Source organism: Streptomyces armeniacus (genome assembly GCF_003355155.1).
In the GTDB taxonomy this organism is placed as follows: Bacteria; Actinomycetota; Actinomycetes; order Streptomycetales; family Streptomycetaceae; genus Streptomyces; species Streptomyces armeniacus.
On the sequence record NZ_CP031320.1, the window covers coordinates 5,546,986 to 5,573,329 of the forward strand.

The window sequence follows — 26,344 nt, forward strand, 5'->3', positions numbered from 1 at the left end:
GTGATGCAACGGTACGTCGAGCTGGACATCGGACTTACGGACGCGATGAACGCGGTGCTGGCCATGGAATTCCGCACGGACACGCTTTTCACGATCGACCGGCGGCACTTCCGCACACGATCCGGCCACTCACGCCCCACGACGCCTTCCGCCTCCTGCCCGACGACGACCCGCACGCCGGCGACGACCGTGACCGAGCCTGAGCGCCACGGCACCGGCGCCCGGCGCCCGGCACCGCGGCCAGGGACCGGCGCCCGGCACCGCGCTGCGGGCGAAGCGGGTGAACCCGCCGCCGAGGCGGCGCCGCACCGGCCGGCGGTGCGGCGGACGGAACGCGGGTCGCTCCGCGGCCAGGTGGGCATCGCCGATGACTTCGGCGAACTTCCCGACGGCCTGGCCGGGTTCTTCGGGACGCGCTGACGGGACCGTACGCAGCGGCCCGCCAGGCGGCCCGTACGAAAGTGCCGGGCGGCCCGCCCCGTCGTACCTTCGCCGCACGCGCCGCGCCGCTGACGGCTGTTCGGGGAGCTGTTCGGGCTCGGGCAGCCGAAAGCCCCGCGGCAGGCGCTGAGTTCAGCGTCCGGCCGCGGGGCCGGATGTTCCCCCGTGCGATCCCCCGTTTCCCTGTTCCCCCGTCTGGCTCTTATACCCACCTGACGCTGCCGACGACGGCCTCGGTGGAGATCTCGGTGGTCCCCGTCTCTGTCACAAACGACGACCAAGATCACACGCACTCAGTCTCCTAAGTCATCCGCGGGGGCGGGTGTGGGGGCCGGTGCGGGTGTGTCAGGTGCGGTGCCGGCGGCCTCCGTATCGGGACTGCCCGGGGTGGCTGCGGTGTCCGCGGTGCCGTCCGTGTCCGGGGCTTCCGCGCCGTCCCGTGCTGCTTCCTGGCCGGTCTCCGCGGCGCCGTCCGCTTCCGCTTCCCCGCCCGCGGCGCCGTCGGCTGCCGTGTCCCCCCTGGCTTTCCCGTCCGCCGCCCGCTCGGTGCCGTGCCTGCCGTTGTGCCCTTCGGTCGCACCGTCGGTCGTGGCTTCGTCCGTCTCGCCGGACTGCGGCTTGTGCTCGCCGCTCGTGCTGGCCACGTCGACGGCAGCTGTGCTCCGTTCCGCCACCGTCGTTCCTGCCTCCCCATTCCATTGCGGCCGATTCTCAGAAACAGCCAGAAACAATTGTGCCTACAGTCCGCCGTTATGCACGACACACGGTGGTGGCGGATGGTTGTGTTCGCGCCCAGCCTTCCTGCGTCGCGGTCGCCGGCCGGTCATCCGCAGCATCACCTGCCGAGCCTGCCGCGGACCATGCCGACCATCGCGTTCATTTCCTCGATGCGCATCCGCTTCCCAGCCAGCACGAAAACAACCGCCAGTGTCAGTCCTCCGGCGAGCAGCGAGCACACCGAACCGAGGAATCCGCTGCCGAGCGCCCCCGTCACGGCGTACGCGGCGCCGCCCGACGCCAGCGCCGCCGGGATGCTCGCGCCGCACAGCCGCGCGAAGGTGCGGACGATGCGCGCGCCGTCGAGGTCCCCGCCGAGCCGGGCGCTCAGCCGCCGCCAGGCGATGCGTACGCCGATGATGTACGCGAGGCCGTACGACGCCGCCATTCCGACGACCGCCCACCGCGCGGGCAGCAGCACGAAGCACAGCCCGGAGGCGGCGGCGTTGACGGCGGCGACGATGACCGTGTTGTAGAAGGGCGTGCGGGTGTCCTCGTACGCGTAGAAGGCGCGCAGCACGATGTACTGCACCGAGTACGGGATCAGGCCGAGGCCGAACGCCATCAGCATGTAGCCGATGGACCGCGCGCCGTCGGCGCCCGCGGAGCCGAAGATGAACGTGCACATCGGGATGCCCAGCGCGATGAAGCCGAAGGCGATCGGCACGATGGCGACGGCGGAGTTGCGCAGGCCCTGCGAGATGTCGTCGCGTACGGCGCCGGTGTCGCCGTCGCTGGCCGCGCGGGACAGCCGGGGCAGCAGGGCGGCCATCACGGAGACGGTGATGATGGCGTGCGGCATGGTCCAGATGAGCTGCGCGTTCGAGTACGCGATGTAGTTGGTGCCGGGGTGCCCGTTCTCGGAGGCGACGGCGCCGGCCCAGGTGGACAGCTGGGTGACGACCAGGACGCCCGCCTGGTTGGCGAGGACGAACAGCACGGTCCACTTGGCGAGCTTCGCGGCCTTGCCGAGGCCGTGCCCGCGCCAGTCGAAGCGCGGTCTGATCCGGAACCCGGCCGCACGCAGGTACGGGATCATCGCCAGCGACTGCGTGACCAGGCCGAGCAGCGTGCCCGCGCCCAGCAGCCGTACACCCTCGGGCGGAATGGTCTCGACGTCGAGCGCGGAGTGGCTGGCGGTGCCGTACACCCAGAGGAAGAGGGCGATGGTGAAGATGATGACGACGTTGTTCAGGACCGGCGTCCACATCATCGCGCCGAAGCGGCCGCGGGCGTTGAGGATCTGGCCCATGACGACGTGGATGCCCATGAAGAAGATGGACGGCAGGCAGTAGCGGACGAAGGTGACGGCGATCTCGTTCGCCTGCCGGTCGTTCGCGATCTTCACCGACATCAGCTGGACCAGCGCCGGCGCCGCGACCACGGCGGCCACGGCGAGCAGCCCGAGGATGACGGCGACCAGGGTCAGCAGCCGGTTGGCGTACGCCTCGCCGCCGTCCTCGTCCTCCTTCATCGCGCGCACGAGCTGCGGCACGAAGACGGAGTTGAGGCCGCCGCCGACGGTGAGGATGTAGATCATCGTGGGCAACGTGATGGCCAGCTGGTACGTGTCGCCCAGGGTCGTCGCGCCGAGCGCGACAAGGATCAGCGCGGAGCGTACGAACCCGGTGAGCCGGGACACCATGGTGCCCGCCGCCATGATCGCGCTGGAGCGCAGCAGCCCGGCGGCCTTGCCGCCCGTCTGCTGCGGCGCCTGCGCCGGCCCCTCCCCGGCGCCCGGCGGCCTTCCGGGGGCGGGCGGCGCACCGGTCGCGCCGCCGTCAGCGCCGTGCGGCTGCGTACGCGCCGGGTACTGGTCGCGGAAGAGGTGCGCGAACGCGTCCTCCGGGTTGGGCTTGACGCCCGCCGGGCCCACGTACGGGGCGCCGCCCTGGCCCTGCCCCGGTGCCTGGGGCGGAGCCTGGCCGGCGCCGTGGCCGTACCCCTCGGCGCCGTATCCCTGGCCGTGGCCGGTCCGGGGGTCACGCGGCTCGCGGGGTCTCCGCGGCATGCGGGGGGCCTGCGTCAGCAGGTCGTCGAGGCCGGTGAACTGGACGGTCGCCGGGTCGTCCCCGTACGGCATGTACTGCGAGAAGCCCTCGGACTGCGGCGCCGGCGCGGGCGCCCAGTGGCGCGGATCGGGGCCGTACGGGCCCGGCGGGGGCGGCTGGTACTGCTGCGCGCGCGGGTCCTGCGGGCCGGCGGGGGGCGGCGGGTGCGCGGCGCCGTCGTAGCGGCCGTCGTGGGCCGGGCCGTGCGGGGAGGGGCCGCCGAGGTAGGGATCGCGCTTGTACGCGTCCTGGGCGTAGGCGTCCTGCACGTACGGGTCCTGTGCGTACGGGTCTTGGGCGTAGGGATCCTGGCCGTACGCGTCCGGGGGCGGGGGCTGCTGCGCGTACGGGTCCTGCGCGTACGGGGGCCGGCCCTGGGGGTGCCGGCCCTGCGGGTACTGGCCGTACGGATCCTGCTGGCCGTGGGGATCCTGTGCGTACGGGTCCTGCGCGTATCCGCTGCGGGGGTCGTCCTGCCGGTACGGGTCCTGCTGGTAAGGGTCCTGTGCGTACGGGTCCTCGCCGTAGGGGTTCTGCGCATACGGGTCGTCCGGCGGCTGGGGCCCGCCACCACGGTCACCGTCGTACGGCGCGTTCATTATTGCTACCTACCCCTGCCCCTGCTCGGCCAGCTGACTCAACGGTCCACTTTCTCACCCGTGTCCTGCGGGCCGCTGCTTTCCGCCGCGGTGTCCGCGCCCCGCTCACCCGGCTGCTCGGCCGCTCTGTGCTGTTGTGACGTGCCCGAGGGGTCGTTCGGATCCGCCACCGTGTCGTCCGTCACCGCGTCGTCCGCCGGCGCCTCGGCAGCGGCCCCGGCGTCGCTCTCGTCCCCGCCGCCGCCCGGGGTGCCCGCGCCGGCCGCGTCCGAACCCCGCCGCTTGCGCTGCGTGTACATCCGGATGCCGGCCAGCACCACCAGCAGCACGCCGCCCGCGATGACCAGCAGCACCGTCGAGGTGATGGAGGTGACCTTCACCTGGAACGTCATCGGCGGCCCGTACGGCTTGCCCTCCTTGGTGTACAGCTGCGCGGTCACGGTCGCCCGGCCGTTGGCCTTGGCGGTGGTGTCGAACTTGACGGACTGGCTGTGCCCGCCGGCGACGACCACCGGCTGGTCCTCGCCGACCTCCAGACCGAGGGCGCGGCTGGAGGTGAGCCGCAGCCTGAGCCCGTTGACGTCCTGGAGCAGGTTGTTCTGGACGGTGACGGGGATCGTCGCGCTGCGCCCGGACAGCGTCAGGTCCGACTTGTGGATCAGCTGCACCTTGCGGGTCAGCCCGACGAGATAGTCCTGCACGGAGGTGCGGAAGCGCTCGGCGTCCGCACGCTCGCCGCGCCACGAGTTGGACACCTCACGGTCTATCGCGTTCCCGAAGGGGGGCACCACGCGGTCCTTGCGGGAGAGGATCTCGCTGAAGTCGTTCAGCATGCTCTGCGTGCGCTGGATCTGCTCGAACGCCTTCGTGGGCAGCTCCTGCTTGCGCAGCGAGTCCGGGTACGCGCCGCCGCCCGGCACCGAACGTCGGGCCGCCGGGTCCGGCTTGGCCTTCGCCGCGTCGGCGAGGCCGGCGGCCCGGGTCCAGCCGCCGCCGTCGGAGAGCGCGCTGAGCGCCTGCGCCATCGCCCGCGCCTGGGACACGGTCGGCGTGCGCTGCGGGGCCACGACGATGCTGCGCTGCCGGTTGGGCACCTGCTGCGCGACCGACAGCGTCTCGGAGAGGAACTGCTGCACCGCCAGCGTCGACGCCCCGGCCCGCGTCAGGTCCGCCTCGAACGCTGTCGACAGGCGGTGGTCCGCGACCACCGCGGTGGTGCCGCCGCCGATGGGCCGGGCGGCGGTCGGGGTGTACGGGATGCCGCCGGTCTCGCGGAAGCTGTCGCTGCGCGCGATGACGTTGTGCGCGCCCCCGGAGGTGGCGACCTCGACCACGGACGAGTCGAGCGCGCCCTCGTAGGGCCAGGCGAAGTCCGTACTGGGCTTGGTGTGCAGGACTGTCTCGACGGTGCGCGCCGCCAGCTCGGTCGCGGGCCGCAGCCGGCTGAGCGCGCCCGGCACGGCACGGCCGCGGTGCGCGAGGGACGCCAGGTCCGGGTCGGCGAACGGCAGCGCGACGATCTTCTGGCCGCGCACGGCCTCCTGGAGGCTCTTGAGCCACTCCTTGGCAGCGGCCTGTCCCTTGCCCGGCTCGGTGCCGCCGTCCTCGGTGCTGACCTCGTACGGCTTGGTCATGGCGTCGACGCTCGCCAGCAGGTCCGGGTCGACCACCCAGGACACCGGGAGGTCCGCGCCGAGCTCGACCATCTGCTGCAGTCGGCCGCCGGGGGCGATCTCCTTGGCCAGGTCGTCGTTGCGGAAGACCGAGGTCTGCTGCTCGTCGGACTCCGTGCGGGCGGTGAGGTGGGAGGAGGAGACCAGCGGCCACAGGTACGTCAGCTTGGTCTTCGGCGACGACCCCGACGTCTGCCACGGCAGGAAGCTCCGTTCCATGCCCAGCACCTGGTCGTACGGCTGCGCCTTCGTCTGCGCCGTCAGGGAGACGCCCAGCTGGTACACGCCGCTCTGGCCCAGGCCGAGGTCACCGACCGGCACCTTCATGCTGAAGTTGCGCGTGACGCCGGGCGGCAGGGCGGCGATCTTCACGCGGGAGTCGTCGATCTCCGTACCGTCCGCGCCGGGGAGGTACCCCTTGCGCTGGGCGGCCTGGTCGATCGCGCTGCGGCTGTTCATGGCGGGGCCGAGGCGGAGCGCGACGTGGCCGCTGCTGACGGTCCGGCTGCTCTTGTTGGTGACGGTGCCGGTGACGGTGAGGGTGTCGCCCTTGCTCGGCACCGAGGGGGTGAGCCGGTCGACGGAGATGTCGGTCGTACGGGAGCCGCTGGGCGCGTTCTTCCCGGACGGCGCGTTCGTCGTGGAACCGGTCCGCGCGCCGGCCTTCGCCTGTGGCTGCGCGTGCGCGTGTGCCCGCGCGTACGCCTGCGACGCCTGTGCCGACCCCTGGGCCGCCGTCTGAGGGCCCGCCTGCGGCCGGTCGGCGGAAGGGGCGGCGGCCGCGGCGGGGGCCGGGAGAACGGCGCACAGCAGCGGCATGGTGACGAGCGCGGCTGCCGCCGCGCGCCGCAGCCTGCTGCGGACGGGAGCGGTCGGGGTGCCTTGCATCTCAGCCGCCTCGGCCACGCTTGTCCGTCCCGTCGTTCCGTCGTGGGTGTGTGGTGGTCCTGAACCCCTGATGGTAACGATCGCCGGGGGTGCTGCGTGCCGGGGCTGCCCACCACGCCCCATGATCAGCCGGGGGACGCCCGGCACGGCTGCGGAAAGGTCAACGTACCCTGTTCTGCTGTGCCGAACGCCAACGAAGACAGCCAGCAGACAGAGCAGCGGCCCCAGCAGCCCCCGCGGCCACAGCGCCCACGCCAGGAGCCGCCGGAGCAGCCTCAGGCCGCGGCCCAGGAGCTGAACGGGGCGCAGCGCCGCGCCGTGAGCGAACTGCTGCGGGTGTCCCCCGTCGCCGACGACCTCGCCCGCCGCTTCGAGCGGGCCGGGCACACCCTGGCGCTGGTCGGCGGCTCCGTACGGGACGCGCTGCTGGGGCGGCTCGGCAACGACCTGGACTTCACCACCGACGCCCGCCCCGAGGACGTCCTCGCGCTGGTGCGGCCGTGGGCGGACGCGGTGTGGGACGTCGGGATCGCCTTCGGCACGGTCGGCTGCAAGAAGTTCGGGCCGGCGGACGGCGGGGGGCGGCAGCGCTTCGACATCGAGATCACCACGTACCGTTCCGAGGCGTACGACCGCATGTCGCGCAAACCGGAAGTGTCCTACGGCGACTCGATCGAAGAGGACCTCGTCCGCCGGGACTTCACGGTGAACGCCATGGCCGTCGCGCTCCCCGCGAAGACGTTCGTGGACCCGTACGGCGGCCTGGAGGACCTGGCGCGGCGGGTGCTGCGTACGCCGGGGACGCCCGAGGACTCGTTCTCGGACGATCCGCTGCGGATGATGCGGGCGGCGCGTTTCGCCGCGCAGCTGGACTTCGAGGTGGCGGACGACGTGGTGGCCGCGATGACGGCCATGTCGGAGCGGATCGACATCGTGTCGGCGGAGCGGGTGCGCGACGAGTTCAACAAGCTGATCCTGTCGCCCCATCCGCGCAAGGGCCTGCGGCTGCTGGTGGACACCGGGCTCGCGGAGCGCACGGTGCCGGAGATCCCGGCGCTGCGCCTGGAGCGGGACGAGCACCACCGGCACAAGGACGTCTACGAGCACTCGCTGATCGTGCTGGAACAGGCCATGGACCTGGAGGACGAGGGCCCCGACCTCACGCTGCGGCTCGCGGCGCTGCTGCACGACATCGGCAAGCCGAAGACGCGCCGCTTCGAGTCCGACGGGCGGGTCTCCTTCCACCACCACGAAGTGGTGGGCGCGAAGCTGACCAGAAAGCGGATGACCGCGCTCAAGTACTCCAACGAACTGGTCAAGGACGTCTCCCGGCTGGTCGAACTCCATCTGCGGTTCCACGGCTACGGCACCGGCGAGTGGACCGACTCGGCGGTGCGCAGATACGTACGGGACGCGGGGCCGCTGCTCGGGCGGCTGCACAAGCTGACGCGTTCGGACTGCACGACGCGGAACAAGCGGAAGGCCGCGGCGCTCTCGCGGGCGTACGACGGTCTGGAGGAGCGCATCGCGCGGCTGCAGGAGCAGGAGGAGCTGGACGCGATCCGGCCCGATCTGAACGGCAACGAGATCATGGAGGTGCTGGCCGTCGGGCCGGGACCGGAGGTCGGCAAGGCGTACCAGCACCTGCTGGAGCTGCGGCTGGAACACGGACCGCTGGGGCGGGACGCGGCGGTGGACGCCCTCAAGGAGTGGTGGGCGGCGCAGCGGGACTGACCGCCGGGGGCGGACAACGGTACGGGCGGCTGTGTGGGGCTCAGCTGCTCTTGTGCGGCTCGAGGCAGAGCGTGAACAGGACGTCGCTGCCCTTGGTCTCGGAGTACTGGGCGTACTTCTCACGGTCGCACTCGCCCTCGCCGTCGTGCTTCTCGGCGACCTTGTACTCGGCGTCCGACGACGAGCAGTCCACGACCTCGACCTCGGGCGAGATGTCCGAGCCGCGGTTGATGACGCAGTCGCCCTTGGCCGCCTGGTCCGCGTCGTCCTGACCCGAGTACCAGGCGGCGCCGGCCGCCACGAGCGCGATGACACCGGCGATGCTGATGAGTATCTTCTTGGCCTTGCCGGCGCCGCCGCGCTGCGGTGCGGGCGGCGGGGCCATGGGCACGCCACCGGGCTGCTGACCGTACTGCGGCTGCTGGGGCTGCTGGCCGTAGGGCTGCTGCGGCTGCCCGGGGTAGGGCTGGCCCGGCTGCTGGCCGTAAGGGTTCTGTCCCTGGGGAGGCGGAGTCGTCATCGGGGTGTTCCTCTGATGGGTGATGAATCGCACGGTGTGCGAGGTAACCCAGGTAAGTTATCGATAAGGACAGGCCGAATCAGGACGCTGGAGCAACCTGTGGCATCGATGTGACAGTTGTGACACTCAGGCCACGGGCGAAGACTGCCGAAATCGGGCCATAGCGACGGCCACGGCAAGATAGATTCCGGCCACACTTACTACGAGGGCCGTCGAGCGCCCGTCGGGCGGGAGCATCAGCGAGGCGACTCCGGCCGCGCCGACGAAGGCCACGTTGAAGAGCATGTCGTAGAGCGCGAACACCCGGCCGCGGAAGGCGTCGTCCACCGACGACTGCACCGCCGTGTCCGTCGTGATCTTCGCCCCCTGGGTGACCAGGCCCAGCACGAACGCCGCGGCCATCATCGGCACCGGGGCGAACGGCAGCCCGAGCGCGGGCTCCAGTACGGCCGCCGACCCCGCGCAGACCGCGATCCAGCCGAGCTGCCCCGCCCGTTCGACGGCCCACGGCGTGACGATCGCGGCGGTGAGGAAGCCCACCGCGGAGACGGCGACCGCGACCCCGAGCCACTTCAGGCCGTCGTCGGCGGCCGGGCCGGTGGCGTCGCCCGCACCGCCGGGACCGGCGCCGTCCGCCCACGCGTACCGGCACAGCATCAGCACCATCACCGTCAGCGCCCCGTAGCAGAAGCGCATCAGCGCCATCGCGGCGAGCGTACGGGCCGCCGTACGGCGCTCCGCGACGTGCCGCAGCCCGTCGACGAGGCCGCGCGCCGTGCTCGCGACGGCCGCCACGAAGTGCGGCTGCACGCGGGTCGGTTCGGGGCCCAGCACATCGCGGTGCATACGGAGGGACGCGAGTCCAGCGAGGAGGTAGACGGTGGCCGCGACGGTCACCACGAGCGCGTCGGAGGACCTGCCTCCGCCGGGGGCGAGCAGCCGTACGGCGAAGGCGACGCCACCGCCGGCCGCGGCGGCGACCGTACCGGCCGTGGGGGAGAGCGAGTTGGCCATCACGAGCCGTTCGTCGTCGACGACCCGTGGGAGGCTCGCGGACAGTCCCGCGAGGATGAAGCGGTTGACCGCGGTCACGGAGAGGGCGGAGAGGTAGAACAGCCAGTCCGGTACGGCCCCGAGGATCAGCGCCGCGGTGCTGAGCGCCATGACGGACCGCAACAGGTTGCCGAACAGCAGCACTTGCCGCCGCCGCCAGCGGTCGAGGAGCACCCCGGCGAAGGGGCCGAGGAGCGAGTACGGCAACAGCAGAACCGCCATCGCGGAGGCGATGGCGGCGGGGGAGGTCTCCTCCTCGGGCGAGAACACCACATGGGCGGCGAGCGCCACCTGGTAGACGCCGTCGGCGAGTTGGGACAGCAGACGCACGGCGAGCAGCCGCCGGAACCCGGGAAAGCGCAGCAGAGTGCGGAGATCACCGACGAGTGGCATGCGCTCAACCCTCACACACTCGGCCGTCGTTTCACGTGAAACATCGGCCACGACAGGTTCGGACGGCCGGGGGCCCGGGGGTCGCCCCCCAGGAGAGGCAGCCGCGGCGGACGGCTCTGCCCGCTCAGCCCGTGGACGGGCTTCCCCACCGCACGTAGCCGCCCTCGAGGTCCGCCGCGTGGCTGCGCGGGGCGGCGGACTGTGCGTGCCGTACGTGCCGGGTCAGCGCGAAGCGGTCCGGCGCCCGGTCCAGGACGCCGCCCGCCGGGTCGTCGGAGCCGTCCCGGCGGACCACGTCCCGTTCCGGCATCAGGATGTCGCGGACGATCACGGCGCACAGGTAGAGCGTGCCGAGCAGGTGCAGCAGGATCACGAACTGGTAGCCCTCGGGCGGCAGTCCGTGGTGCTTGTCGCCGCTGCCGGTGTACGCGAGGTACAGCCAGATGCCGAGGAAGTAGATGACCTCGCACGCCTGCCAGATCAGGAAGTCGCGCCACTTGGGCCGGGCCAGGACGGCCAGCGGGATGAGCCACAGCACGTACTGCGGCGAGTAGACCTTGTTGGTGAGGATGAACAGCGCGATCACCAGGAACACCAGCTGCGGCAAGCGCGGCCGCCTGGGCGCGTACAGGGTCAGGGCCGCGATCGCCGCGCAGCCCAGTAGCATCAGCAGCGTGGCGTACGTGTTGACGTCCTCCAGCTGGTTGCCGGTGCGCTGCGAGATGATCAGCCAGAACGAGCCGAAGTCGACGGGGCGTTCCTGGCTGAAGGTGTAGAACTTCTTCCAGCCGTCCCACGCCAGCAGCATCACCGGCAGGTTCACGGCGGCCCAGGAGAACGCGGCGCCGCTGACCGCCGAGCCGAACTCTCGCCACCGTCCCGCGCGCCAGCACAGCAGCAGGAGCGGGCCGAGCATCAGCAGCGGATAGAGCTTGGCGGCGGTGGCCAGTCCGATCAGGACGCCCGCCGCGAGCGGCCGGCTGCGTGCCCACATGAGCATGGCGGCGGCGGTGAGGGCCACAGCCAGCAGGTCCCAGTTGATGGTGGCGGTGAGGGCGAAGGCGGGTGCCATCGCGACCAGCAGCGCGTCCCACGGGCGCAGTCGGTGCGTACGGCTGACGCAGACGGTGATCACGACGGCGCAGACCATCAGCATGCCCGCGTTGACCATCCAGTAGATCTGCTCGCGGTGTACGAGGTCCTCGCCACCGGGTGTCATGAAGGCCGCGACCTTCATGAACAGCCCGGTCAGGACCGGGTATTCGAGGTACTCCATGCCGCCGGAGGTCTCCTCCGGGATGCTCTGGAAGTACGGGACGAGGCTGTCCGCGAAGCCGCGCCCCTTGTAGAGGTGCGGGATATCGGAATAGCACGCGTGTGCGTATTGGCTGGTCTGGCCGAAGAACCAGGCGCCGTTGTAGCAGGGCAGCTTCTGCAGCATGCCCAGCACGAAGGTGCCCAGCGTGACGAGCACGGTCACCCGTACCGGCGTCCACCACCCCGGCCCGGCCGCCCGCCGCCCCGCGGGCCCGCCGATCAGCTCGCTGCCGGCGGCGGCCACCTCGTCCTGCTCGGTGGGCCGCACCCTCTGCCGCCCCAGCGGCACCCGCTGCCGCGGGGCCTCACGTGCCGGGGGCTGCTGCTGGTGGTGCGCGCTCGTCATGCGCACATCCTGCCGCACGGAGCCCCCGCCGGGTCCAGCCAGACCCGACGGGGGCTCCGTACGCTCCCGTGTGCGGGGCGCGCGGCCCGTGCCGTACGTGATGTACGTGCGGTACGGGCCGCGCGCCCCGCGGCGTCACTCTCTGCGGGCGCCGTTCGTCCCGCCGAAGAGGCCGCCGCCGTCGTCTCCGCCGCCCGGATCACCCGGGCCGCCGTTGTCGGCGCCTCCGTCCGTGGCGCCGCCGTCGTCGGCGCCACCGTCGACACCGCCGTCACCGGGGCCGTTGGTCGTCCCCTGGTCGTCGCAGTCGGGCTGGCCCCACCGGCAGGTGTCGCTCGGCGACGGGTTCGGCGTCGAGTCGGTCGGACTCGGCGACGGCGAGGACTTGGTCGGCGACGGCGAAGGCGACTCCGTCTCCTCGGTCTCCGAGGGCGTCGGCGACGGCGACGGGCAGGTGCTGTGGCTGCACACCTTCTCGCCGATGGGCCCCGGCTCCGGGAAGGGCAGCTTCGGCTGGCCCTTCATCGCCTTCATCATGTAGTCCGTCCACACCTCGGCGGGGAACGAGGCGCCGTGGATCTGCTCCAGTCCCGCGGTGCCGTTCATCGAGAGGAACTCGGGCTTGTCGGACTGGTCGTCCATCCGCCACATGCCGATCGAGGTGGACAGCTGCTTGGTGTAGCCGGTGAACCACGCGTGCTTGTTGTCGTCGGTGGTACCGGTCTTGCCCGCGACCGGGCGGTTCAGCGCCTTGGCGGTGCTGCCGGTGCCCTTGTCGCCCTGGACGACGTTCTCCAGCATGCTGGTGATGTTGTCCGCGACATTCGAGTCGAAGGACCGCTCGGTCTTCTTCTCGTGCTTGTAGCGGGTCGCGCCCTTCTCCTTGACCTCCTTGACGGAGTACGGCTCGGCCTTCTCACCGCTCTGCGCGAACGTGGCGTAGCCGGTGGCCATACGGATCGCGCTCGGCGCCGAAGTGCCCAGCGAGAACGCCGGGGTGAGCGCCGACAGGCTCTCCTCGTTGACTCCCGCGTCCAGAGCGGACTGCTTCACTTCCTTCAGCCCGACGTCCATGCCCAGCTGGATGAACGGGGTGTTGGCCGAGACCTCCATGGCCTCGTTGAGGGTGATGTCGCCGTAGCTGTCGTCACCGTCGTTCTTCTGGTGCCACTCCTCGTTGTCCTTGTTGAGCCAGGTGTCGCCGTTGTAGTCGAGGAGTTTCACCTTGTTGTCGCCGTTGTAGACGCTTCTGGGGGAGACCAGCGTCCGCTGGTCCGGCCCTTGTTCCTCCGGGCCGTCCGGATCCCGTACGCCGTCGCGCAGGGCGGCGGCCATCACGTAGGGCTTGAAGGTGGAACCGACCGAAGCGCCGGTGTAGTCGGCGTTGTTGGTGTAGTGCGTGACGGCGTCGGCGCCGCCGTAGACGGCGACGATCGCGCCGTCGCCCGGTTTCACCGAGGCCCCGCCGAACTGGACGTGTTTGTCGCGCTCGCGTTTGTCCGGGTCGAAGTTCTTCTTCTTCACCTTCTGGACGGTTTTCTCGAGCGCCAGAGTCTTCTTCTTGTCGAAGGTGGTGTGGATCTCGAAGCCGCCTTGTTTCAGCTTCTGGTCCGTGATGCCGCTGTCGGGGTTGTTGGTGATGTCGCGCTTGGCGAGCTCGACCAGATAGCCGATCTGGCCCTTGAGGTTGGTGGCCTGCTCGGGCGGCCTCGGCATCGGGAACGTCGTGATGGCGTCCCGCTTCGCCTTGTCCAGCCGGCCGGTCTCGACCTCGCGGTCGAGGATCCACTTCCAACGGGCCTCGGCACGCTGCTTGTTCTTCTTCGGGGTCTGGGCCGCGCCGCCGCCCTCGCCGCCGTGCGGGTCGTAGAGGTTCGCGCCGTTCAGGACGGCCGCGAGGAAGGCGCTCTCGCTCGTGGTGAGGTCGACGGCGTCCTTCTTGTAGTACGCCTGCGCCGCGGCCTGGATGCCGTACGCGCCGCGCCCGTAGTAGGCGGTGTTGAGGTAGCCCGCCAGGATGTCGTCCTTCTCCTTCTCGGCGCCCACCTTTATGGAGATCAGCAGTTCCTTCGCCTTGCGGGTCAGGGTCTGGGACTGGTCCAGATACGTGTTCTTCACGTACTGCTGGGTGATGGTGGAGCCGGACTGGGTGTCGCCGCCGGTCGCCATCTTGAACAGCGCGCGGCCGATGCCGACCGGGTCGACGCCCTTGTCCTTGTAGAACGACTCGTTCTCGGCGGCGATCACCGCGTGCTGCATGGACTTGGCGATCTGGGAGAGCTCGACGATCTGCCGGTTCTGGTCACCGCCGCCCGCGGTGACCATGCGGTCGCCGTTCGACCAGTAGTAGACGTTCTTCTGGGACGTGGCGACGTCCTGCGGCTTCGGCACCTCGACCATTGCGTACGCGATGCCCGCCAGGCCCATCAGCAGCCCGACGAACCCGACGAACGTGCCCAGCACCTGCTTCCAGGAGGGCACCCAGCGGCGGAGGCCGTCGCGGTCCGAGCGCGGGTAGTCGATGAAGCGCTTCTTGGCGCGCGGTTGCACACGCGCGCGCCCGCGGGCCGCCGCGCGCCCGCCCGCGGCGGCGGCACCGGCCGCGCCGGCCGCCGACGCGTTCGCCGCCCGCCGTCTGCCGCCCCCCGCCCCCTGCGGCGTGGCCGCCCGGCGTGACTCGGCGCGCCCGCCCGGCGGACGGCCGGCCCCCTGCGCCCCGTACGAGCTGGTGGTGGCGTCACGCGGCGGTGCCGCCCGCCGGCCGGACTGCGGCGGCTGCTGTGCCGCTCGCCGGCCGCGGCCAGGCGGCTGCTTTCGACGGTGCTCGCTCATTGGAAACAGCTACTCCTCGGGCAGGCGGTACAGACACACGCCTGAAGGCGGCAGTTGACATCTTGGTCCCCCCGAGCACACCCCGTCGCACAACCGCTTCGAGGCGCACTGCACCCAGGACGAGGACGCTTGATTGCGCCGCACGGTTCCCGGTTGGTGGTCTGCACAGCGGACAGACTACGCAGCTCCAAAACACTCCTTAACGAACATTCGCCTCATCCGGCGCAACCCGCCTCGACGAATGGCCAATGTGAGTCCCTTCACCCCCATCCGCCCCGGCCCCCTCTTGTCGTCGGCGACTGCTTCGTCCTATCGTCGAGATGTATCGCGGCGATACATCAGGCCGGTACATCGGCCCGCTATACCGCTCGGTACACGCCACCCGGTACACCGGTACGGGGTCGTACGGCACTCGGCACGCGGGAGGTGAGGACCGGGCAATGAGCAGACGTTCCGGCATCCTCGAGTTCGCCGTCCTCGGCCTGCTCCGCGAGTCCCCGATGCACGGGTACGAGTTGCGCAAGCGGCTCAACACCTCGCTGGGCGTCTTCCGGGCGTTCAGCTACGGCTCCCTCTATCCGTGCCTCAAGACGCTTGTCCAGCAGGGCTGGTTGATCGAGGAATCCGGAAATCCGCCCGAGGATCCCCTCGCGGCACCGCTCTCCGGACGCCGGGCGAAGATCGTCTACAGGCTGACGGCCGAGGGCAAGGAGCACTTCGAGGAGCTCCTCGCCCAGACCGGCCCCGACGCGTGGGAGGACGAGCACTTCGGCATCCGTTTCGCGTTCTTCGGCCAGACCTCGCGGGACGTACGGGTGCGGGTGCTGGAAGGCCGCCGCAGCCGGCTCGAGGAGCGGCTCGCGAAGATGCGGGCCTCCCTGGCGCGCACCCGCGAGCGGCTGGACGACTACACCCTCGAACTGCAGCGCCACGGCATGGAGTCCGTGGAGCGCGAGGTCCGCTGGCTCAACGAGCTGATCGAGAGCGAGCGGGCAGGGCGCGACCGGCGCCCCGAAGCGCCGGAAGAGCGCAGGCCAGAAGAGACGGGCGGGCAGCCCCGGCACCGGGAAGGCACCCCGCCGGATCCGTCCGATGACACCAACTGAGCCCGCATTCGGCGGGCTCATCTAGCACACAGGGAGCAACCGGAATGGGTTCGGTTCGCGTAGCCATTGTCGGCGTGGGCAACTGCGCCGCCTCGCTGGTACAGGGCGTCGAGTACTACAAGGACGCCGACCCGGACAGCAAGGTCCCGGGCCTCATGCACGTCCAGTTCGGCGAATACCACGTGCGCGACATCGAGTTCGTCGCCGCCTTCGACGTGGACGCCAAGAAGGTCGGCCTCGATCTGGCCGACGCCATCGGCGCGAGCGAGAACAACACCATCAAGATCTGCGATGTGCCCCGCACGGGCGTCCAGGTCCAGCGCGGCCACACCAACGACGGCCTCGGCAAGTACTACCGCGAGACCATCGAGGAGTCGGCCGAGGAGCCGGTCGACATGGTCCGCGCGCTCAAGGACAGCGGCGCCGACGTCCTGGTGTGCTATCTGCCCGTCGGCTCGCAGACGGCCGTCGAGTACTACGCGCAGGTCGCCATCGACGCCAAGGTCGCCTTCGTCAACGCGCTGCCCGTCTTCATCGCCGGCACCAAGGAGTGGGCCGACAAGTTCACCGAGGCGGGCGTCCCGATCGTCGGCGACGACATCAAGTCACAGGTGGGCGCCACCATCACGCACCGTGTGATGGCCAAGCTGTTCGAGGACCGCGGGGTCGTCCTGGACCGCACGATGCAGCTGAACGTCGGCGGCAACATGGACTTCAAGAACATGCTGGAGCGGGAGCGCCTGGAGTCCAAGAAGATCTCCAAGACGCAGGCCGTCACCTCCCAGATCCCCGACCGGGACATGGGCGCGGACAACGTCCACATCGGCCCGTCCGACTACGTCGCCTGGCTCGACGACCGCAAGTGGGCGTATGTCCGCCTGGAGGGGCGCGCGTTCGGCGACGTGCCGCTCAACCTCGAGTACAAGCTGGAGGTCTGGGACTCGCCGAACTCGGCGGGCGTCATCATCGACGCGCTCCGCGCCGCGAAGATCGCCAAGGACCGGGGCGTCGGCGGCCCCGTGCTCTCGGCGTCCTCGTACTTCATGAAGTCCCCGCCCGTGCAGTACTTCGACGACGAGGCCCGGCAGAACGTCGAGCTGTTCATCCAGGGCAAGGCGGAGAAGTAGGCCGTCGACGCGGCGGTGGCCCCGGACGAGCACCCGGGGCCGCCGCGCGTCGGGCACGTACGGCACGCGCCGCACGGCACGCGGCCTGCGGGGTGCCGCCTGCGGCGTGCGTACGGGCGCCCGCCTACGGGGACCGCGTACGGCGCCCGCTCAGCGGTCGACCGTACGGTCCACCATCGTCGTCGTGTGCCGCAGGTGCGCCACCAGCTCCTCGCCCACCTTCGGCTCCGGCGCGTCGTCCGGCACGAACAGGATCGACACCTGCATGTGCGGCGGCTCCGCGAACCAGCGCTGCTTGCCGCCCCACACGAACGGCGACAGGTTCCGGTTGACCGTCGCCAGCCCGGCCCGCGCGACGCCCTTCGCGCGCGAGGTCATCCCGTGCAGCGCCTTCGGCGCCTCCAGCCCGACCCCGTGCGACGTGCCGCCCGCCACCACGACGAGCCAGCCCTCGCCGGCCGTCTTCTGCTGCCGGTACCCGAACCGGTCGCCCTTGCCGACCCGCGTCACGTCCAGCACCGAACCGCGGTACTCCGTGGCCGCGTGATCGCCCAGCCACAGGTGGGTGCCGATCCGCGCGCGGAAGTTCGTCTGCGGGAACTGCTGCTGCAGCCGCGCGAACTCGTCCGGCTTCAGATGGCTCACGAACATCGTGTCCAGCGGCAGCCGCGCCGTCCGCAGCCGGTCCATCCAGCCGATGACCTCGTCCACCGCGTCCGTGCCGTCCGTACGGTCCAGCGGCAGGTGGATCGCGAAGCCCTCCAGGCGCACCTCGTCTATGGCGGCGTGCAGCCGCCCCAGGTCCGCCTCCGTGACGCCGTGCCGCTTCATGCTGCTCATGACCTCGATCACGACGCGGGCCCCGCGCATCAGGCCCACGCCCTCCACCGAGGACACCGACCGGATCACCCGGTCCGGCAGCGGCACCGGTTCCTCGTCCCGCCGGTACGGGGTGAGCACGAGCAGGTCGCCGCCGAAGAAGTCCTTTGTACGGGCGGCCTCGTAGGTCGTCCCGACGGCCATCACGTCCGAGCCGAAGCGTGTGACCTCGTCCGAGAGCCGCTCGTGGCCGAAGCCGTAGCCGTTGCCCTTGCAGACCGGGACGATGCCGGGGAACTGCTGGATCACCGACTGCTGGTGCGCCCGCCAGCGATCGGTGTCGACATAGAGGGTGAGCGCCATGACGGGTCGGATGCCTTTCTGCTCAAAAGGGAAAGGGGAAGGAGGGGGGCGGCCGGTCGGGCGTACCGAGAGGGGTAAGAGGCGGTACGGAGAGCGTACGGAGCGATACGGAGAGCGTACGTACTGGGGTGCGGGAAGGCGTACGGAACGGGCTCAGCGCCGGTTCATGTACATGTCCAGCGCCTTGTGCAGCAGCTTGTTGAGGGGGAAGTCCCATTCGCCGAGGTACTCCGCAGCCTGCCCGCCCGTGCCCACCTTGAACTGGATCAGCCCGAAGAGGTGGTCCGACTCGTCCAGCGAGTCACTGATGCCGCGCAGGTCGTACACGCTCGCACCCAGCGCGTACGCATCCTGCAGCATCCGCCACTGCATCGCGTTCGACGGCCGGACCTCGCGCTTGTGGTTCGCGGACGCGCCGTACGAGTACCAGACGTGCCCCCCGACGACGAGCATCGTCGCCGCCGCCACCGCCTCACCCTCGTGGCGCGCGAAGTACAGCCGCATCCGCTTCGGGTCCTCGCCGTTCAGCGTCGTCCACATCCGCTGGAAGTACGCCAGCGGGCGGGGCCGGAAGTGGTCGCGCTGCGCGGTGACTTCGTACAGCGCCTGCCACTCGGCCAGATCCTCGTAGCCGCCCTGGACGACCTCGACGCCCGCCTTGTCGGCCTTCTTGATGTTGCGCCGCCACAGCTGGTTGAAGCCCTTGTGGACCTCCTCCAGCGTCCGCCCCTCCAGCGGCACCTGGAACACGTACCGCGGCTGCACGTCGCCGAAGCCCGCGCCGCCGTCCTCACCCTGCTGCCAGCCCATCTTCCGCAGCCGGTCCGCCACCTCGAACGCGCGCGGCACGATCTCCGTCGCCTCGACATCGCGCAGCCGCTTCACGTCCGGGTCCTGGATGCCCCGCTTGATCGCGGCCGCGTCCCAGCGCCGGATCACCACGGGCGGGCCCATCTTGACCGAGAACGCGCCCTTCGCCTTCAGATGCGCCAGCATCGGCTTGAGCCAGTCCTCCAGGTTCGGCGCATGCCAGTTGATCACCGGGCCCTCGGGCAGATACGCCAGATACCGCTTCACCTTGGGCAGTTGGCGGTACAGCACCAGGCCGACACCCACCAGCTGCCCGTCGCGGTCGTCGAACCAGCCCAGGTTCTCCGACCGCCACTCGTTCTTGACGTCCGCCCACGCCGGAACCTGACAGTGACTGGCCGAGGGCAGGCTCTGGATGTACGCCAGATGCTGCTCGCGGCTGATGGTCCTCAAGGACAGACTCATAGGGGACGCTCCTCCGGCGACGGGCGGAACCCCAGTCATGCTGCTGGGGAAAGGCTCGCCCGGAAGCCTACTGCCCGCTCCGGCGCCCCGTTCGGCCCGTCAGCCCAGCAGCCCGCCGAACAGACCGCCGTAGGCCATGCCGAGGAACAGCCCGATGGCCGCGGCACCCAGCCCGAGGATCAGCACGAACCGTTCGCCGGTCGTGGCCGAGATGAACTGGCCCCAGCCGCCCGTGAGCACGCCCGCCAGCCCCGCCCACGACGCGAGGAGATGCAGATCCGCGCCGTCCCGCTGGGTGACCAGGCCCGCGGCGAACGCGACCACGCCCAGCAGGGCCGTCACCGCGGCGAGCGTGTTCTCCACCGGATGCGCCTTGCCGTCGGTGTTGAGGAAGGACAGGAGGCTGTGCTGATGACGTGCTGCCTGTGCCATGGGGCACCTCCGTAGGCCGGAAAAGAGCGGCGGAGGAATATGACGCCGCTCACACCCGATACCTCTAGATTGCGGGCATACACAGCCGGATTTCAACCGCGAGGCACGGTGCGGGTACCCTTTGCGGTCTGCACCCTCTGCCCCGGCCATGCCGGCGGCGCACCGGGTGCGGACAACGCATCACGACCCTCCTGCCACGGAACGACCGTGGCCGCTGAGTCCAGAGGAGGTGGGTTTCCACATGCGTCACTACGAGGTGATGGTCATCCTCGACCCCGATCTCGAGGAGCGAGCAGTCTCCCCGCTGATCGAGTCCTTCCTTTCCGTCGTCCGCGAGGGCAACGGCAAGGTGGAGAAGGTCGACACCTGGGGCCGTCGTCGTCTCTCCTACGAGATCAAGAAGAAGCCCGAGGGTATCTACTCGGTCATCGACCTGCAGGCCGAGCCCGCGGTCGTCAAGGAGCTCGACCGTCAGATGAACCTGAACGAGTCGGTCCTCCGGACCAAGGTCCTCCGTCCCGAGATGCACTGACCGGCACCTGACGGTCCGGTCGGCACTCGGAAATCCGAGCAGCACGCAGCCGCGGCCGGCGCGAACACTCGCAGCCGACGCGACACGCAGCGCACCCGGCGCACGCGGCACAGACAGCACACGTACCGCGCGCACCGTACGCACTGCACGCAGCAGCCAGCGCAACAAGCAGCCCAGCAGCAGCACCCGCCGAGAGGTTCACCCATGGCAGGCGAGACCGTCATCACGGTCGTCGGCAATCTCGTCGACGACCCCGAGCTGCGCTTCACCCCCTCCGGTGCGGCGGTCGCGAAGTTCCGCGTCGCGTCCACCCCGCGCACCTTCGACCGGCAGACCAACGAGTGGAAGGACGGCGAAAGCCTGTTCCTGACCTGCTCGGTCTGGCGGCAGGCGGCGGAGAACGTCGCCGAGTCCCTCACCAAGGGCACGCGCGTCGTCGTACAGGGCCGCCTCAAGCAGCGGTCGTACGAGGACCGTGAGGGCATCAAGCGCACGGTCTACGAGCTGGACGTCGACGAGGTCGGCGCCAGCCTGCGCAACGCGACCGCGAAGATCACCAAGACCAGCGGCCGCGGTGGCCAGGGCGGCGGCGGAGGCGGCTGGGGCGGCGGCCCCGGTGGCCAGCAGGGCGGCGGCGGTGCGCCCGCGGGCGACCCGTGGGCCACCAGCGCACCCGCCGGCGGCGGCCAGCAGGGCGGCGGCGGTGGCGGCTGGGGCGGAGGCTCCGGCGGCTCCGGCGGCGGCTACTCGGACGAGCCCCCCTTCTGACCTGCCAGGTCAGGGGACCGGCTCAGCCGCTCACTTACTTGAACACACTGGAGAAAGACAATGGCGAAGCCGCCTCCGCGCAAGCCGAAGAAGAAGGTTTGCGTCTTCTGCAAGGACAAGATCACCTACGTTGACTACAAGGACACGAACCTGCTGCGGAAGTTCATTTCCGACCGCGGCAAGATCCGTGCCCGCAGGGTCACCGGCAACTGCACCCAGCACCAGCGCGACGTCGCCACGGCCGTGAAGAACAGCCGTGAGGTCGCGCTGCTGCCCTACACGTCGACCGCGCGCTAAGGGAAGGGTGACCCGACCATGAAGATCATCCTGACCAACGAGGTCTCCGGCCTCGGCACCGCGGGCGACGTCGTCGAGGTACGCGACGGCTACGCACGCAACTACCTGATCCCGCGCGGTTTCGCGATCCGCTGGACCAAGGGCGGCGAGCAGGACGTGGCGCAGATCCGGCGGGGTCGCAAGATCCGCGAGATCGCCACGATCGAGCAGGCCAACGAGGTCAAGGGCCAGCTCGAGGGCGTCACCGTCGCCCTCACCGTCCGCGCGGGCGAGGGCGGCCGTCTCTTCGGCTCCGTCACCCCGGCCGACATCGCCACGGCGGTGAAGGAGTCCAAGGGACCGGACCTGGACAAGCGCCGGGTCGAGATCGGCTCGCCGATCAAGACCCTGGGCTCGCACAAGGTCTCGGTACGCCTGCACCCCGAGGTCGTCGCCAGCTTCGACGTCGAGGTCAAGACGGCATAGCGCACGCACGCGGGCCGTACGGCGGTACGGCTCGCCGCACGCACGGAGGGCCGCATCCCGGCACACGGGGTGCGGCCCTCCGGCATGCGCGGCGGCGGGTGGCCCGACGGGCCGGCGCCCGTACGGGGGCTCGCGGGCGTACGGGTGCGCCTGCGGGGCGTACGTACGCGCTGCCTCGTACGGGTGGACCGCGCGCCTGGGGGCGGAGCGCGCCTCGGCGGCAGGGCCCCGCCTCTGCCGGTGGTCCCCGCCTCCGCGGGCGGTCAACGCCTCTACGGAGCGGACCGCGGGCCTCAGGCCCCGCGCCTCAGGCCCGTACCGCCCCCGTCACCACCCAGCGGCCCGACCGCGCCCGCAGCCACAGCGTCACCAGCCGCAGCGACATCATCAGCCCCGCCACCGTCCACCACAGCGCCGCCAGACCGCCGCCCATACGCGGCACCAGCAGCGCCACGGGCGCGAACACGGCCAGCGTCACCAGCATCGCCCCCGCCAGATACGGCCCGTCCCCGGCCCCCATCAGCACCCCGTCCAGCACGAACACCACCCCCGCCACCGGCTGCGTCACCGCCACCACCAGCAGTACGGCCCACAGCCGCGCGTGCACGTCCTGGTCCGAGGTGAACAGCGGCATCAGCAACGGCCGCGCCGCCAGCACCGCCAGCCCCAGCACCGCACCCGACGCGATCCCCCACTGCACCATGCGGCGCCACGCCGCCCGCGCCCCCGCCTCGTCCCCCGCACCCAGATACCGGCCGATGATCGCCTGGCCCGCTATCGCGATCGCGTCCAGCGCGAACGCCAGCAGCGACCACACGGTCAGCGTGATCTGGTGCGCGGCGACATCGGCGTCCCCCAGCCGGGCCGCGACGGCGGTCGCGATCAGCATGACCGCGCGCAGCGAGAGCGTACGGACCAGCAGCGGCGCACCGGCCTGCGCGCAGGCGCGTATCCCGGCCGCGTCCGGGCGCAGCGAAGCCCCGTGCCGGCGCGCGCCCTTGACGACCACCACCAGATACGCGGCGGCCATCGCGCACTGCGCGAGCACCGTGCCCCAGGCGGAACCGGCTACGCCGAAGCCGAGGCCGTAGACGAACACCACGTTCAGCACGAGGTTTCCGGAGAAGCCGCCGATGGCGACGTACAGCGGCGTCCTCGTGTCCTGCAGACCGCGCAGCACCCCGGTCGCGGCGAGCACGACGAGCATGGCCGGAATGCCGAGCGCGCTGATCCGCAGATACGTCACGGCATGCGGGGCGGCCGTCGCGGAGGCACCGGAGACGTCGACGAGCGCCGGAGCCGCAGGCAGCACCACGGCGACGACGGCCGCGCCGAGCAGCAGCGCCAGCCAAATGCCGTCCATGCCCTGCCGGATGGCGGCGGGCAGATCGCCCGCGCCGACCCGGCGCGCGACGGCGGCGGTGGTGGCGTACGCGAGGAACACGAACACGTGCACGGCTGTCTGCAGCAGCGCCGCCGCGACGCCGAGCCCCGCCAGCTGCGGGGTGCCGAGGTGGCCCACGATGGCGCTGTCCGCCATCAGGAAGAGGGGCTCCGCGACGAGTGCGCCGAAGGCGGGGAGGGCGAGAGCGAGGATCTCTCGGTCGTGGCGTCGGGCACTCGTCGCGGTACTGGTCACGGGTTCGATTCAAACATCCACAGGTAATGACTGCAACTGCCGAGCGTCTATTACCGTTGGTTGCGTGGAGTGAGCCTGTGCGTGCTGTTCGAGGTGAACTCGCACCAACCGCCGAAGTTTTTTCCGCGCACAGGCGGTGGACGCCGTAACCCCAGCTCAGACGGCATATCGGCGGGGCGCCGCAGACTCCTCCACAGGGCCGTCCACCGGCTCGTACACAGCTTCCACCGAGTTCTCCACAGGAAGACGTCGACTACCCACAGCCCCTGTGGATAACACGATTGGCTGGGCGCCCACCGGCCGCCTAACGTGGTCCAGCGCCTGCCTGTCGTTCCCCTCGTCTTCACCGCGGCCTCGACGCGCCGTAAGCGAAGCCGGGCGTCACGGAATTGTCAGAGCCGTGCCGTAGGAAAGAGGCACTGCGTCGATACGGTCCGAGCCTGTCGGCCGGATCGGTCGCGACGGGAGGAGGTGGCGAGGTGACCCAGCAGCCCGAGCACGTCGAGGACCCCTGGATGGCCGAGATGAGCGGCCCGGGCGACCGCGTCGCGCTCTCCGCCCAGCGCCGCAACGGCGGTTCGGCACCGGAGCAGCACGACCGCGGCCGCGACAGCGGCGGTTGGGGCTCCGGCACACCGTTCGAACGGGTGCCGCCGCAGGACCTCGACGCCGAGCAGTCCGTGCTCGGCGGCATGCTGCTCTCCAAGGACGCCATCGCGGACGTCGTCGAGGTCCTCCGCGGCCACGACTTCTACCGCCCGGCGCACGAGACGGTCTATCAGGCGATCCTCGACCTCTACGCCAAGGGTGAGCCCGCCGACCCCATCACCGTCGCCGCCGAGCTCACCAAGCGCGGCGACATCGGCCGCGTGGGCGGCCCGGGATACCTCCACTCCCTGGTCCAGTCCGTCCCCACGGCGGCCAACGCGGAGTACTACGCGGAGATCGTCCACGAACAGGCCGTGCTGCGCCGCCTCGTGGAGGCGGGCACCCGTATCACCCAGATGGGATACGCGGCGGACGGCGACGTCGACGAGATCGTCAACTCCGCCCAGGCGGAGATCTACGCGGTGACGGAGGAGCGCACCAGCGAGGACTATCTGCCCCTCGCCGAGATCATGGAGAGCGCCCTCGACGAGATCGAGGCGATCGGCTCCCGCAGCGGCCAGATGACGGGCGTCCCGACGGGCTTCACGGACCTGGACTCCCTGACGAACGGCCTCCACCCGGGCCAGATGGTCGTGGTCGCGGCACGGCCGGCCATGGGCAAGGCGCTGGCCCTGGACACGCCGCTGCCCACGCCGGAGGGCTGGACCACCATGGGCGAGGTGGGCGTCGGCGACCGGCTGCTGGCTCACGACGGGACGCCGACGCGGGTGGTCGCGGCCACCGAGGTGATGGCCGGACGCCCTTGCTACGAGGTCACGTTCGACGACGGCACGACTGTCGTCGCCGACGCGGAGCACCAGTGGCGCACCGATACCCGTGCTTCCCGCAGGGCGGCGATGCGTCCGGGTGGCGGGCCCGAGGTCAGAACGACCAAGGAGATCGCGGAGACCCTGCGGTGCGTGGCGGACGGCAGGCTGAACCACAGCGTTCGGAATGTCGCCCCCCTCGAACTGCCGCACCGCGAGCTGCCCGTGGCGCCGTACACGCTGGGCACCTGGCTCGGCGACGGCCACCGCGTGGGCGACAAGCACATTCCGGCGGAGTATCTCCGTGCCTCCGTCGAGCAGCGGCGGGCTCTGCTGGCCGGTTTGCTGGACACGGACGGGACGGTCAACGCGACCGGCTCGGTGCAGTTCGCCGTGACCAGCCGGGCCCTGTCCGACGGTTTCCGCGAGCTGCTGATGAGCCTCGGTCACCGGTGCGGGACGGCGGTCAAGCGAGTCAAGGGGCGCTCCGAGGAGACGTCCACGGTGTACATCACGACCTTCACTCCGACCGGGGACGTCTTCCGGCTGGCACGCAAGCGGCGCGTGCACAGCGAGCGCAGGCGGCCTGCCACGCCGAGGCTGGGGCAGCGCTTCATCAAGGACGTACGCGAGATCGAGAGCGTTCCCGTCCGGTGCGTACAGGTGGACAATCCCGACCACTTGTATCTCGCCACCCGGTCCATGATCCCCACCCACAACTCGACGCTCGCGCTGGATTTCGCGCGGGCCTGCTCGATCCGGAACAACATGCCCAGTGTCATCTTCTCGCTGGAGATGGGCCGGAACGAGATCGCGATGCGGCTGCTGTCGGCCGAGGCGCGGGTGGCGCTGCATCACATGCGGTCCGGCAGCATGACGGACGAGGACTGGACGCGGCTGGCCCGGCAGATGCCGGGGGTCACGGACGCGCCGCTGTACATCGACGATTCGCCGAACCTGTCGATGATGGAGATCCGCGCCAAGTGCCGCCGTCTGAAGCAGCGGAACGATCTGCAGCTGGTCGTCATCGACTATCTCCAGCTGATGCAGTCGGGCGGCTCGCGCCGCCCCGAGAGCCGACAGCAGGAGGTCTCGGAGATGTCCCGGAACCTCAAGCTCCTCGCCAAGGAGCTGGAGGTGCCGGTGGTCGCGCTGTCGCAGCTGAACCGTGGTCCGGAGCAGCGGACGGACAAGAAGCCGATGGTGTCCGATTTGCGAGAATCGGGCAGTATTGAGCAGGATGCGGACATGGTCATCCTGCTGCACCGGGAGGACGCGTACGAGAAGGAGTCGCCGCGCGCGGGCGAGGCGGATCTGATCGTGGCGAAGCACCGTAACGGTCCGACGGCGACGATCACGGTGGCGTTCCAGGGGCACTATTCGCGCTTTGTGGACATGGCGAACGGCATGTAAGCGGCTGTGGGTTCTCGGGTTCCGTGTTGTGAGAATTTGGATTTTCTGCCCTCGTTGAGGGGTCGTTAC

20 protein-coding genes are annotated in these 26,344 nt (G+C 70.6%); 9 read left to right on the forward strand and 11 right to left on the reverse strand.

Annotated elements, in window-relative coordinates:
* The gene (locus tag DVA86_RS24175) at nt 1–420 is read left to right on the forward strand and encodes a PIN domain-containing protein (protein ID WP_208881394.1); all 420 of its coding nucleotides are present in this window, start codon (nt 1–3) and stop codon (nt 418–420) included.
* Between the two features lie 314 nt (nt 421–734).
* Here the strand turns inward: DVA86_RS24175 and DVA86_RS24180 are convergent, their stop codons facing one another.
* The 3 genes from DVA86_RS24180 to DVA86_RS24190 form a co-directional block, all read right to left on the reverse strand.
* A complete protein-coding gene (locus tag DVA86_RS24180) occupies nt 735–1,115 on the reverse strand; it encodes a hypothetical protein (RefSeq protein ID WP_208881396.1) in 381 nt (126 codons plus the stop codon).
* Between the two features lie 161 nt (nt 1,116–1,276).
* A complete protein-coding gene (murJ, locus tag DVA86_RS24185) occupies nt 1,277–3,868 on the reverse strand; it encodes a murein biosynthesis integral membrane protein MurJ (protein WP_208881398.1) in 2,592 nt (863 codons plus the stop codon).
* 38 nt (nt 3,869–3,906) lie between these two features.
* On the reverse strand, nt 3,907–6,429 hold the full coding sequence (locus tag DVA86_RS24190; RefSeq protein WP_222623357.1) for a DUF6049 family protein: 2,523 nt from the start codon (nt 6,427–6,429) through the stop codon (nt 3,907–3,909).
* A 180-nt stretch (nt 6,430–6,609) separates the two neighbouring features.
* Between DVA86_RS24190 and DVA86_RS24195 the strand changes: the two genes are divergently transcribed.
* The gene (locus DVA86_RS24195) at nt 6,610–8,163 is read left to right on the forward strand and encodes a CCA tRNA nucleotidyltransferase (RefSeq protein WP_208881401.1); all 1,554 of its coding nucleotides are present in this window, start codon (nt 6,610–6,612) and stop codon (nt 8,161–8,163) included.
* Nucleotides 8,164–8,203: 40 nt separating this feature from the next.
* Here DVA86_RS24195 and DVA86_RS24200 read toward each other — a convergent pair whose 3' ends face one another.
* The 4 genes from DVA86_RS24200 to DVA86_RS24215 form a co-directional block, all read right to left on the reverse strand.
* Nucleotides 8,204–8,683: an LppU/SCO3897 family protein gene (locus tag DVA86_RS24200; protein WP_208881402.1), complete on the reverse strand. Its 480-nt coding sequence runs from the start codon at nt 8,681–8,683 to the stop codon at nt 8,204–8,206.
* Nucleotides 8,684–8,809: 126 nt separating this feature from the next.
* Nucleotides 8,810–10,129 (reverse strand): MFS transporter, encoded by a 1,320-nt coding sequence (locus DVA86_RS24205; protein WP_208881404.1) that lies wholly within the window; start codon nt 10,127–10,129, stop codon nt 8,810–8,812.
* A 124-nt stretch (nt 10,130–10,253) separates the two neighbouring features.
* Complete coding sequence (locus DVA86_RS24210; RefSeq protein WP_208881406.1) at nt 10,254–11,792, reverse strand: glycosyltransferase family 87 protein; 1,539 nt, start codon at nt 11,790–11,792, stop codon at nt 10,254–10,256.
* 135 nt (nt 11,793–11,927) lie between these two features.
* Complete coding sequence (locus DVA86_RS24215) at nt 11,928–14,624, reverse strand: transglycosylase domain-containing protein (RefSeq protein ID WP_208881407.1); 2,697 nt, start codon at nt 14,622–14,624, stop codon at nt 11,928–11,930.
* Nucleotides 14,625–15,064: 440 nt separating this feature from the next.
* On the opposite strand from DVA86_RS24215, the gene DVA86_RS24220 reads away from it, so the two are divergent.
* Both DVA86_RS24220 and DVA86_RS24225 read left to right on the forward strand, forming a co-directional pair.
* The gene (locus tag DVA86_RS24220; RefSeq protein WP_208881409.1) at nt 15,065–15,730 is read left to right on the forward strand and encodes a PadR family transcriptional regulator; all 666 of its coding nucleotides are present in this window, start codon (nt 15,065–15,067) and stop codon (nt 15,728–15,730) included.
* Nucleotides 15,731–15,774: 44 nt separating this feature from the next.
* Nucleotides 15,775–16,857 carry an inositol-3-phosphate synthase gene (locus tag DVA86_RS24225; RefSeq protein ID WP_208881411.1) on the forward strand — a complete coding sequence of 361 codons (1,083 nt, stop codon included), beginning with the start codon at nt 15,775–15,777 and terminating at the stop codon, nt 16,855–16,857.
* A gap of 150 nt (nt 16,858–17,007) precedes the next feature.
* On the opposite strand, the gene DVA86_RS24230 is transcribed toward DVA86_RS24225, so the two are convergent.
* The 3 genes from DVA86_RS24230 to DVA86_RS24240 all read right to left on the reverse strand — a co-directional run bounded on the left by DVA86_RS24230 (nt 17,008) and on the right by DVA86_RS24240 (nt 19,746).
* Complete coding sequence (locus tag DVA86_RS24230; RefSeq protein ID WP_208881412.1) at nt 17,008–18,039, reverse strand: alanine racemase; 1,032 nt, start codon at nt 18,037–18,039, stop codon at nt 17,008–17,010.
* Between the two features lie 153 nt (nt 18,040–18,192).
* A complete protein-coding gene (locus DVA86_RS24235; RefSeq protein ID WP_208881414.1) occupies nt 18,193–19,314 on the reverse strand; it encodes a lipid II:glycine glycyltransferase FemX in 1,122 nt (373 codons plus the stop codon).
* Nucleotides 19,315–19,413: 99 nt separating this feature from the next.
* Entirely contained in the window at nt 19,414–19,746 is a 333-nt protein-coding gene (locus DVA86_RS24240; protein ID WP_208881416.1) for a hypothetical protein, read from the reverse strand.
* A gap of 241 nt (nt 19,747–19,987) precedes the next feature.
* Here DVA86_RS24240 and rpsF point away from each other — a divergent pair, with 241 nt between their 5' ends.
* The 4 genes from rpsF to rplI all read left to right on the forward strand — a co-directional run bounded on the left by rpsF (nt 19,988) and on the right by rplI (nt 21,808).
* The gene (rpsF, locus tag DVA86_RS24245) at nt 19,988–20,278 is read left to right on the forward strand and encodes a 30S ribosomal protein S6 (protein ID WP_121517896.1); all 291 of its coding nucleotides are present in this window, start codon (nt 19,988–19,990) and stop codon (nt 20,276–20,278) included.
* Between the two features lie 204 nt (nt 20,279–20,482).
* Nucleotides 20,483–21,046, forward strand: a complete 564-nt coding sequence (locus DVA86_RS24250) for a single-stranded DNA-binding protein (protein WP_208881417.1) — start codon at nt 20,483–20,485, stop codon at nt 21,044–21,046.
* A gap of 60 nt (nt 21,047–21,106) precedes the next feature.
* On the forward strand, nt 21,107–21,343 hold the full coding sequence (gene rpsR / locus DVA86_RS24255) for a 30S ribosomal protein S18 (RefSeq protein WP_027749007.1): 237 nt from the start codon (nt 21,107–21,109) through the stop codon (nt 21,341–21,343).
* An 18-nt stretch (nt 21,344–21,361) separates the two neighbouring features.
* Complete coding sequence (rplI, locus tag DVA86_RS24260) at nt 21,362–21,808, forward strand: 50S ribosomal protein L9 (RefSeq protein ID WP_208881419.1); 447 nt, start codon at nt 21,362–21,364, stop codon at nt 21,806–21,808.
* A 307-nt stretch (nt 21,809–22,115) separates the two neighbouring features.
* On the opposite strand, the gene DVA86_RS24265 is transcribed toward rplI, so the two are convergent.
* The gene (locus DVA86_RS24265) at nt 22,116–23,447 is read right to left on the reverse strand and encodes an MATE family efflux transporter (protein WP_425470916.1); all 1,332 of its coding nucleotides are present in this window, start codon (nt 23,445–23,447) and stop codon (nt 22,116–22,118) included.
* A gap of 524 nt (nt 23,448–23,971) precedes the next feature.
* Here DVA86_RS24265 and dnaB point away from each other — a divergent pair.
* The gene (gene dnaB, locus DVA86_RS24270; protein ID WP_208885093.1) at nt 23,972–26,275 is read left to right on the forward strand and encodes a replicative DNA helicase; all 2,304 of its coding nucleotides are present in this window, start codon (nt 23,972–23,974) and stop codon (nt 26,273–26,275) included.
* Nucleotides 26,276–26,344 lie beyond the last annotated feature (69 nt).

Excerpts from the sequence above, each read along its gene's own strand:
- rpsR (WP_027749007.1), top strand. The coding sequence starts at position 21,107 with ATGGCGAAGCCGCCTCCGCGCAAGCCGAAGAAGAAGGTTTGCGTCTTC.
- DVA86_RS24230 (WP_208881412.1), bottom strand. The coding sequence starts at position 18,039 with ATGGCGCTCACCCTCTATGTCGACACCGATCGCTGGCGGGCGCACCAG.
- DVA86_RS24205 (WP_208881404.1), bottom strand. The coding sequence starts at position 10,129 with ATGCCACTCGTCGGTGATCTCCGCACTCTGCTGCGCTTTCCCGGGTTC.
- rpsF (WP_121517896.1), top strand. The coding sequence starts at position 19,988 with ATGCGTCACTACGAGGTGATGGTCATCCTCGACCCCGATCTCGAGGAG.
- DVA86_RS24190 (WP_222623357.1), bottom strand. The coding sequence starts at position 6,429 with ATGCAAGGCACCCCGACCGCTCCCGTCCGCAGCAGGCTGCGGCGCGCG.
- murJ (WP_208881398.1), bottom strand. The coding sequence starts at position 3,868 with ATGAACGCGCCGTACGACGGTGACCGTGGTGGCGGGCCCCAGCCGCCG.
- DVA86_RS24235 (WP_208881414.1), bottom strand. The coding sequence starts at position 19,314 with ATGAGTCTGTCCTTGAGGACCATCAGCCGCGAGCAGCATCTGGCGTAC.
- DVA86_RS24250 (WP_208881417.1), top strand. The coding sequence starts at position 20,483 with ATGGCAGGCGAGACCGTCATCACGGTCGTCGGCAATCTCGTCGACGAC.
- DVA86_RS24200 (WP_208881402.1), bottom strand. The coding sequence starts at position 8,683 with ATGACGACTCCGCCTCCCCAGGGACAGAACCCTTACGGCCAGCAGCCG.
- dnaB (WP_208885093.1), top strand. The coding sequence starts at position 23,972 with ATGAGCGGCCCGGGCGACCGCGTCGCGCTCTCCGCCCAGCGCCGCAAC.
- DVA86_RS24215 (WP_208881407.1), bottom strand. The coding sequence starts at position 14,624 with ATGAGCGAGCACCGTCGAAAGCAGCCGCCTGGCCGCGGCCGGCGAGCG.
- DVA86_RS24210 (WP_208881406.1), bottom strand. The coding sequence starts at position 11,792 with ATGACGAGCGCGCACCACCAGCAGCAGCCCCCGGCACGTGAGGCCCCG.
- DVA86_RS24220 (WP_208881409.1), top strand. The coding sequence starts at position 15,065 with ATGAGCAGACGTTCCGGCATCCTCGAGTTCGCCGTCCTCGGCCTGCTC.
- rplI (WP_208881419.1), top strand. The coding sequence starts at position 21,362 with ATGAAGATCATCCTGACCAACGAGGTCTCCGGCCTCGGCACCGCGGGC.
- DVA86_RS24225 (WP_208881411.1), top strand. The coding sequence starts at position 15,775 with ATGGGTTCGGTTCGCGTAGCCATTGTCGGCGTGGGCAACTGCGCCGCC.
- DVA86_RS24240 (WP_208881416.1), bottom strand. The coding sequence starts at position 19,746 with ATGGCACAGGCAGCACGTCATCAGCACAGCCTCCTGTCCTTCCTCAAC.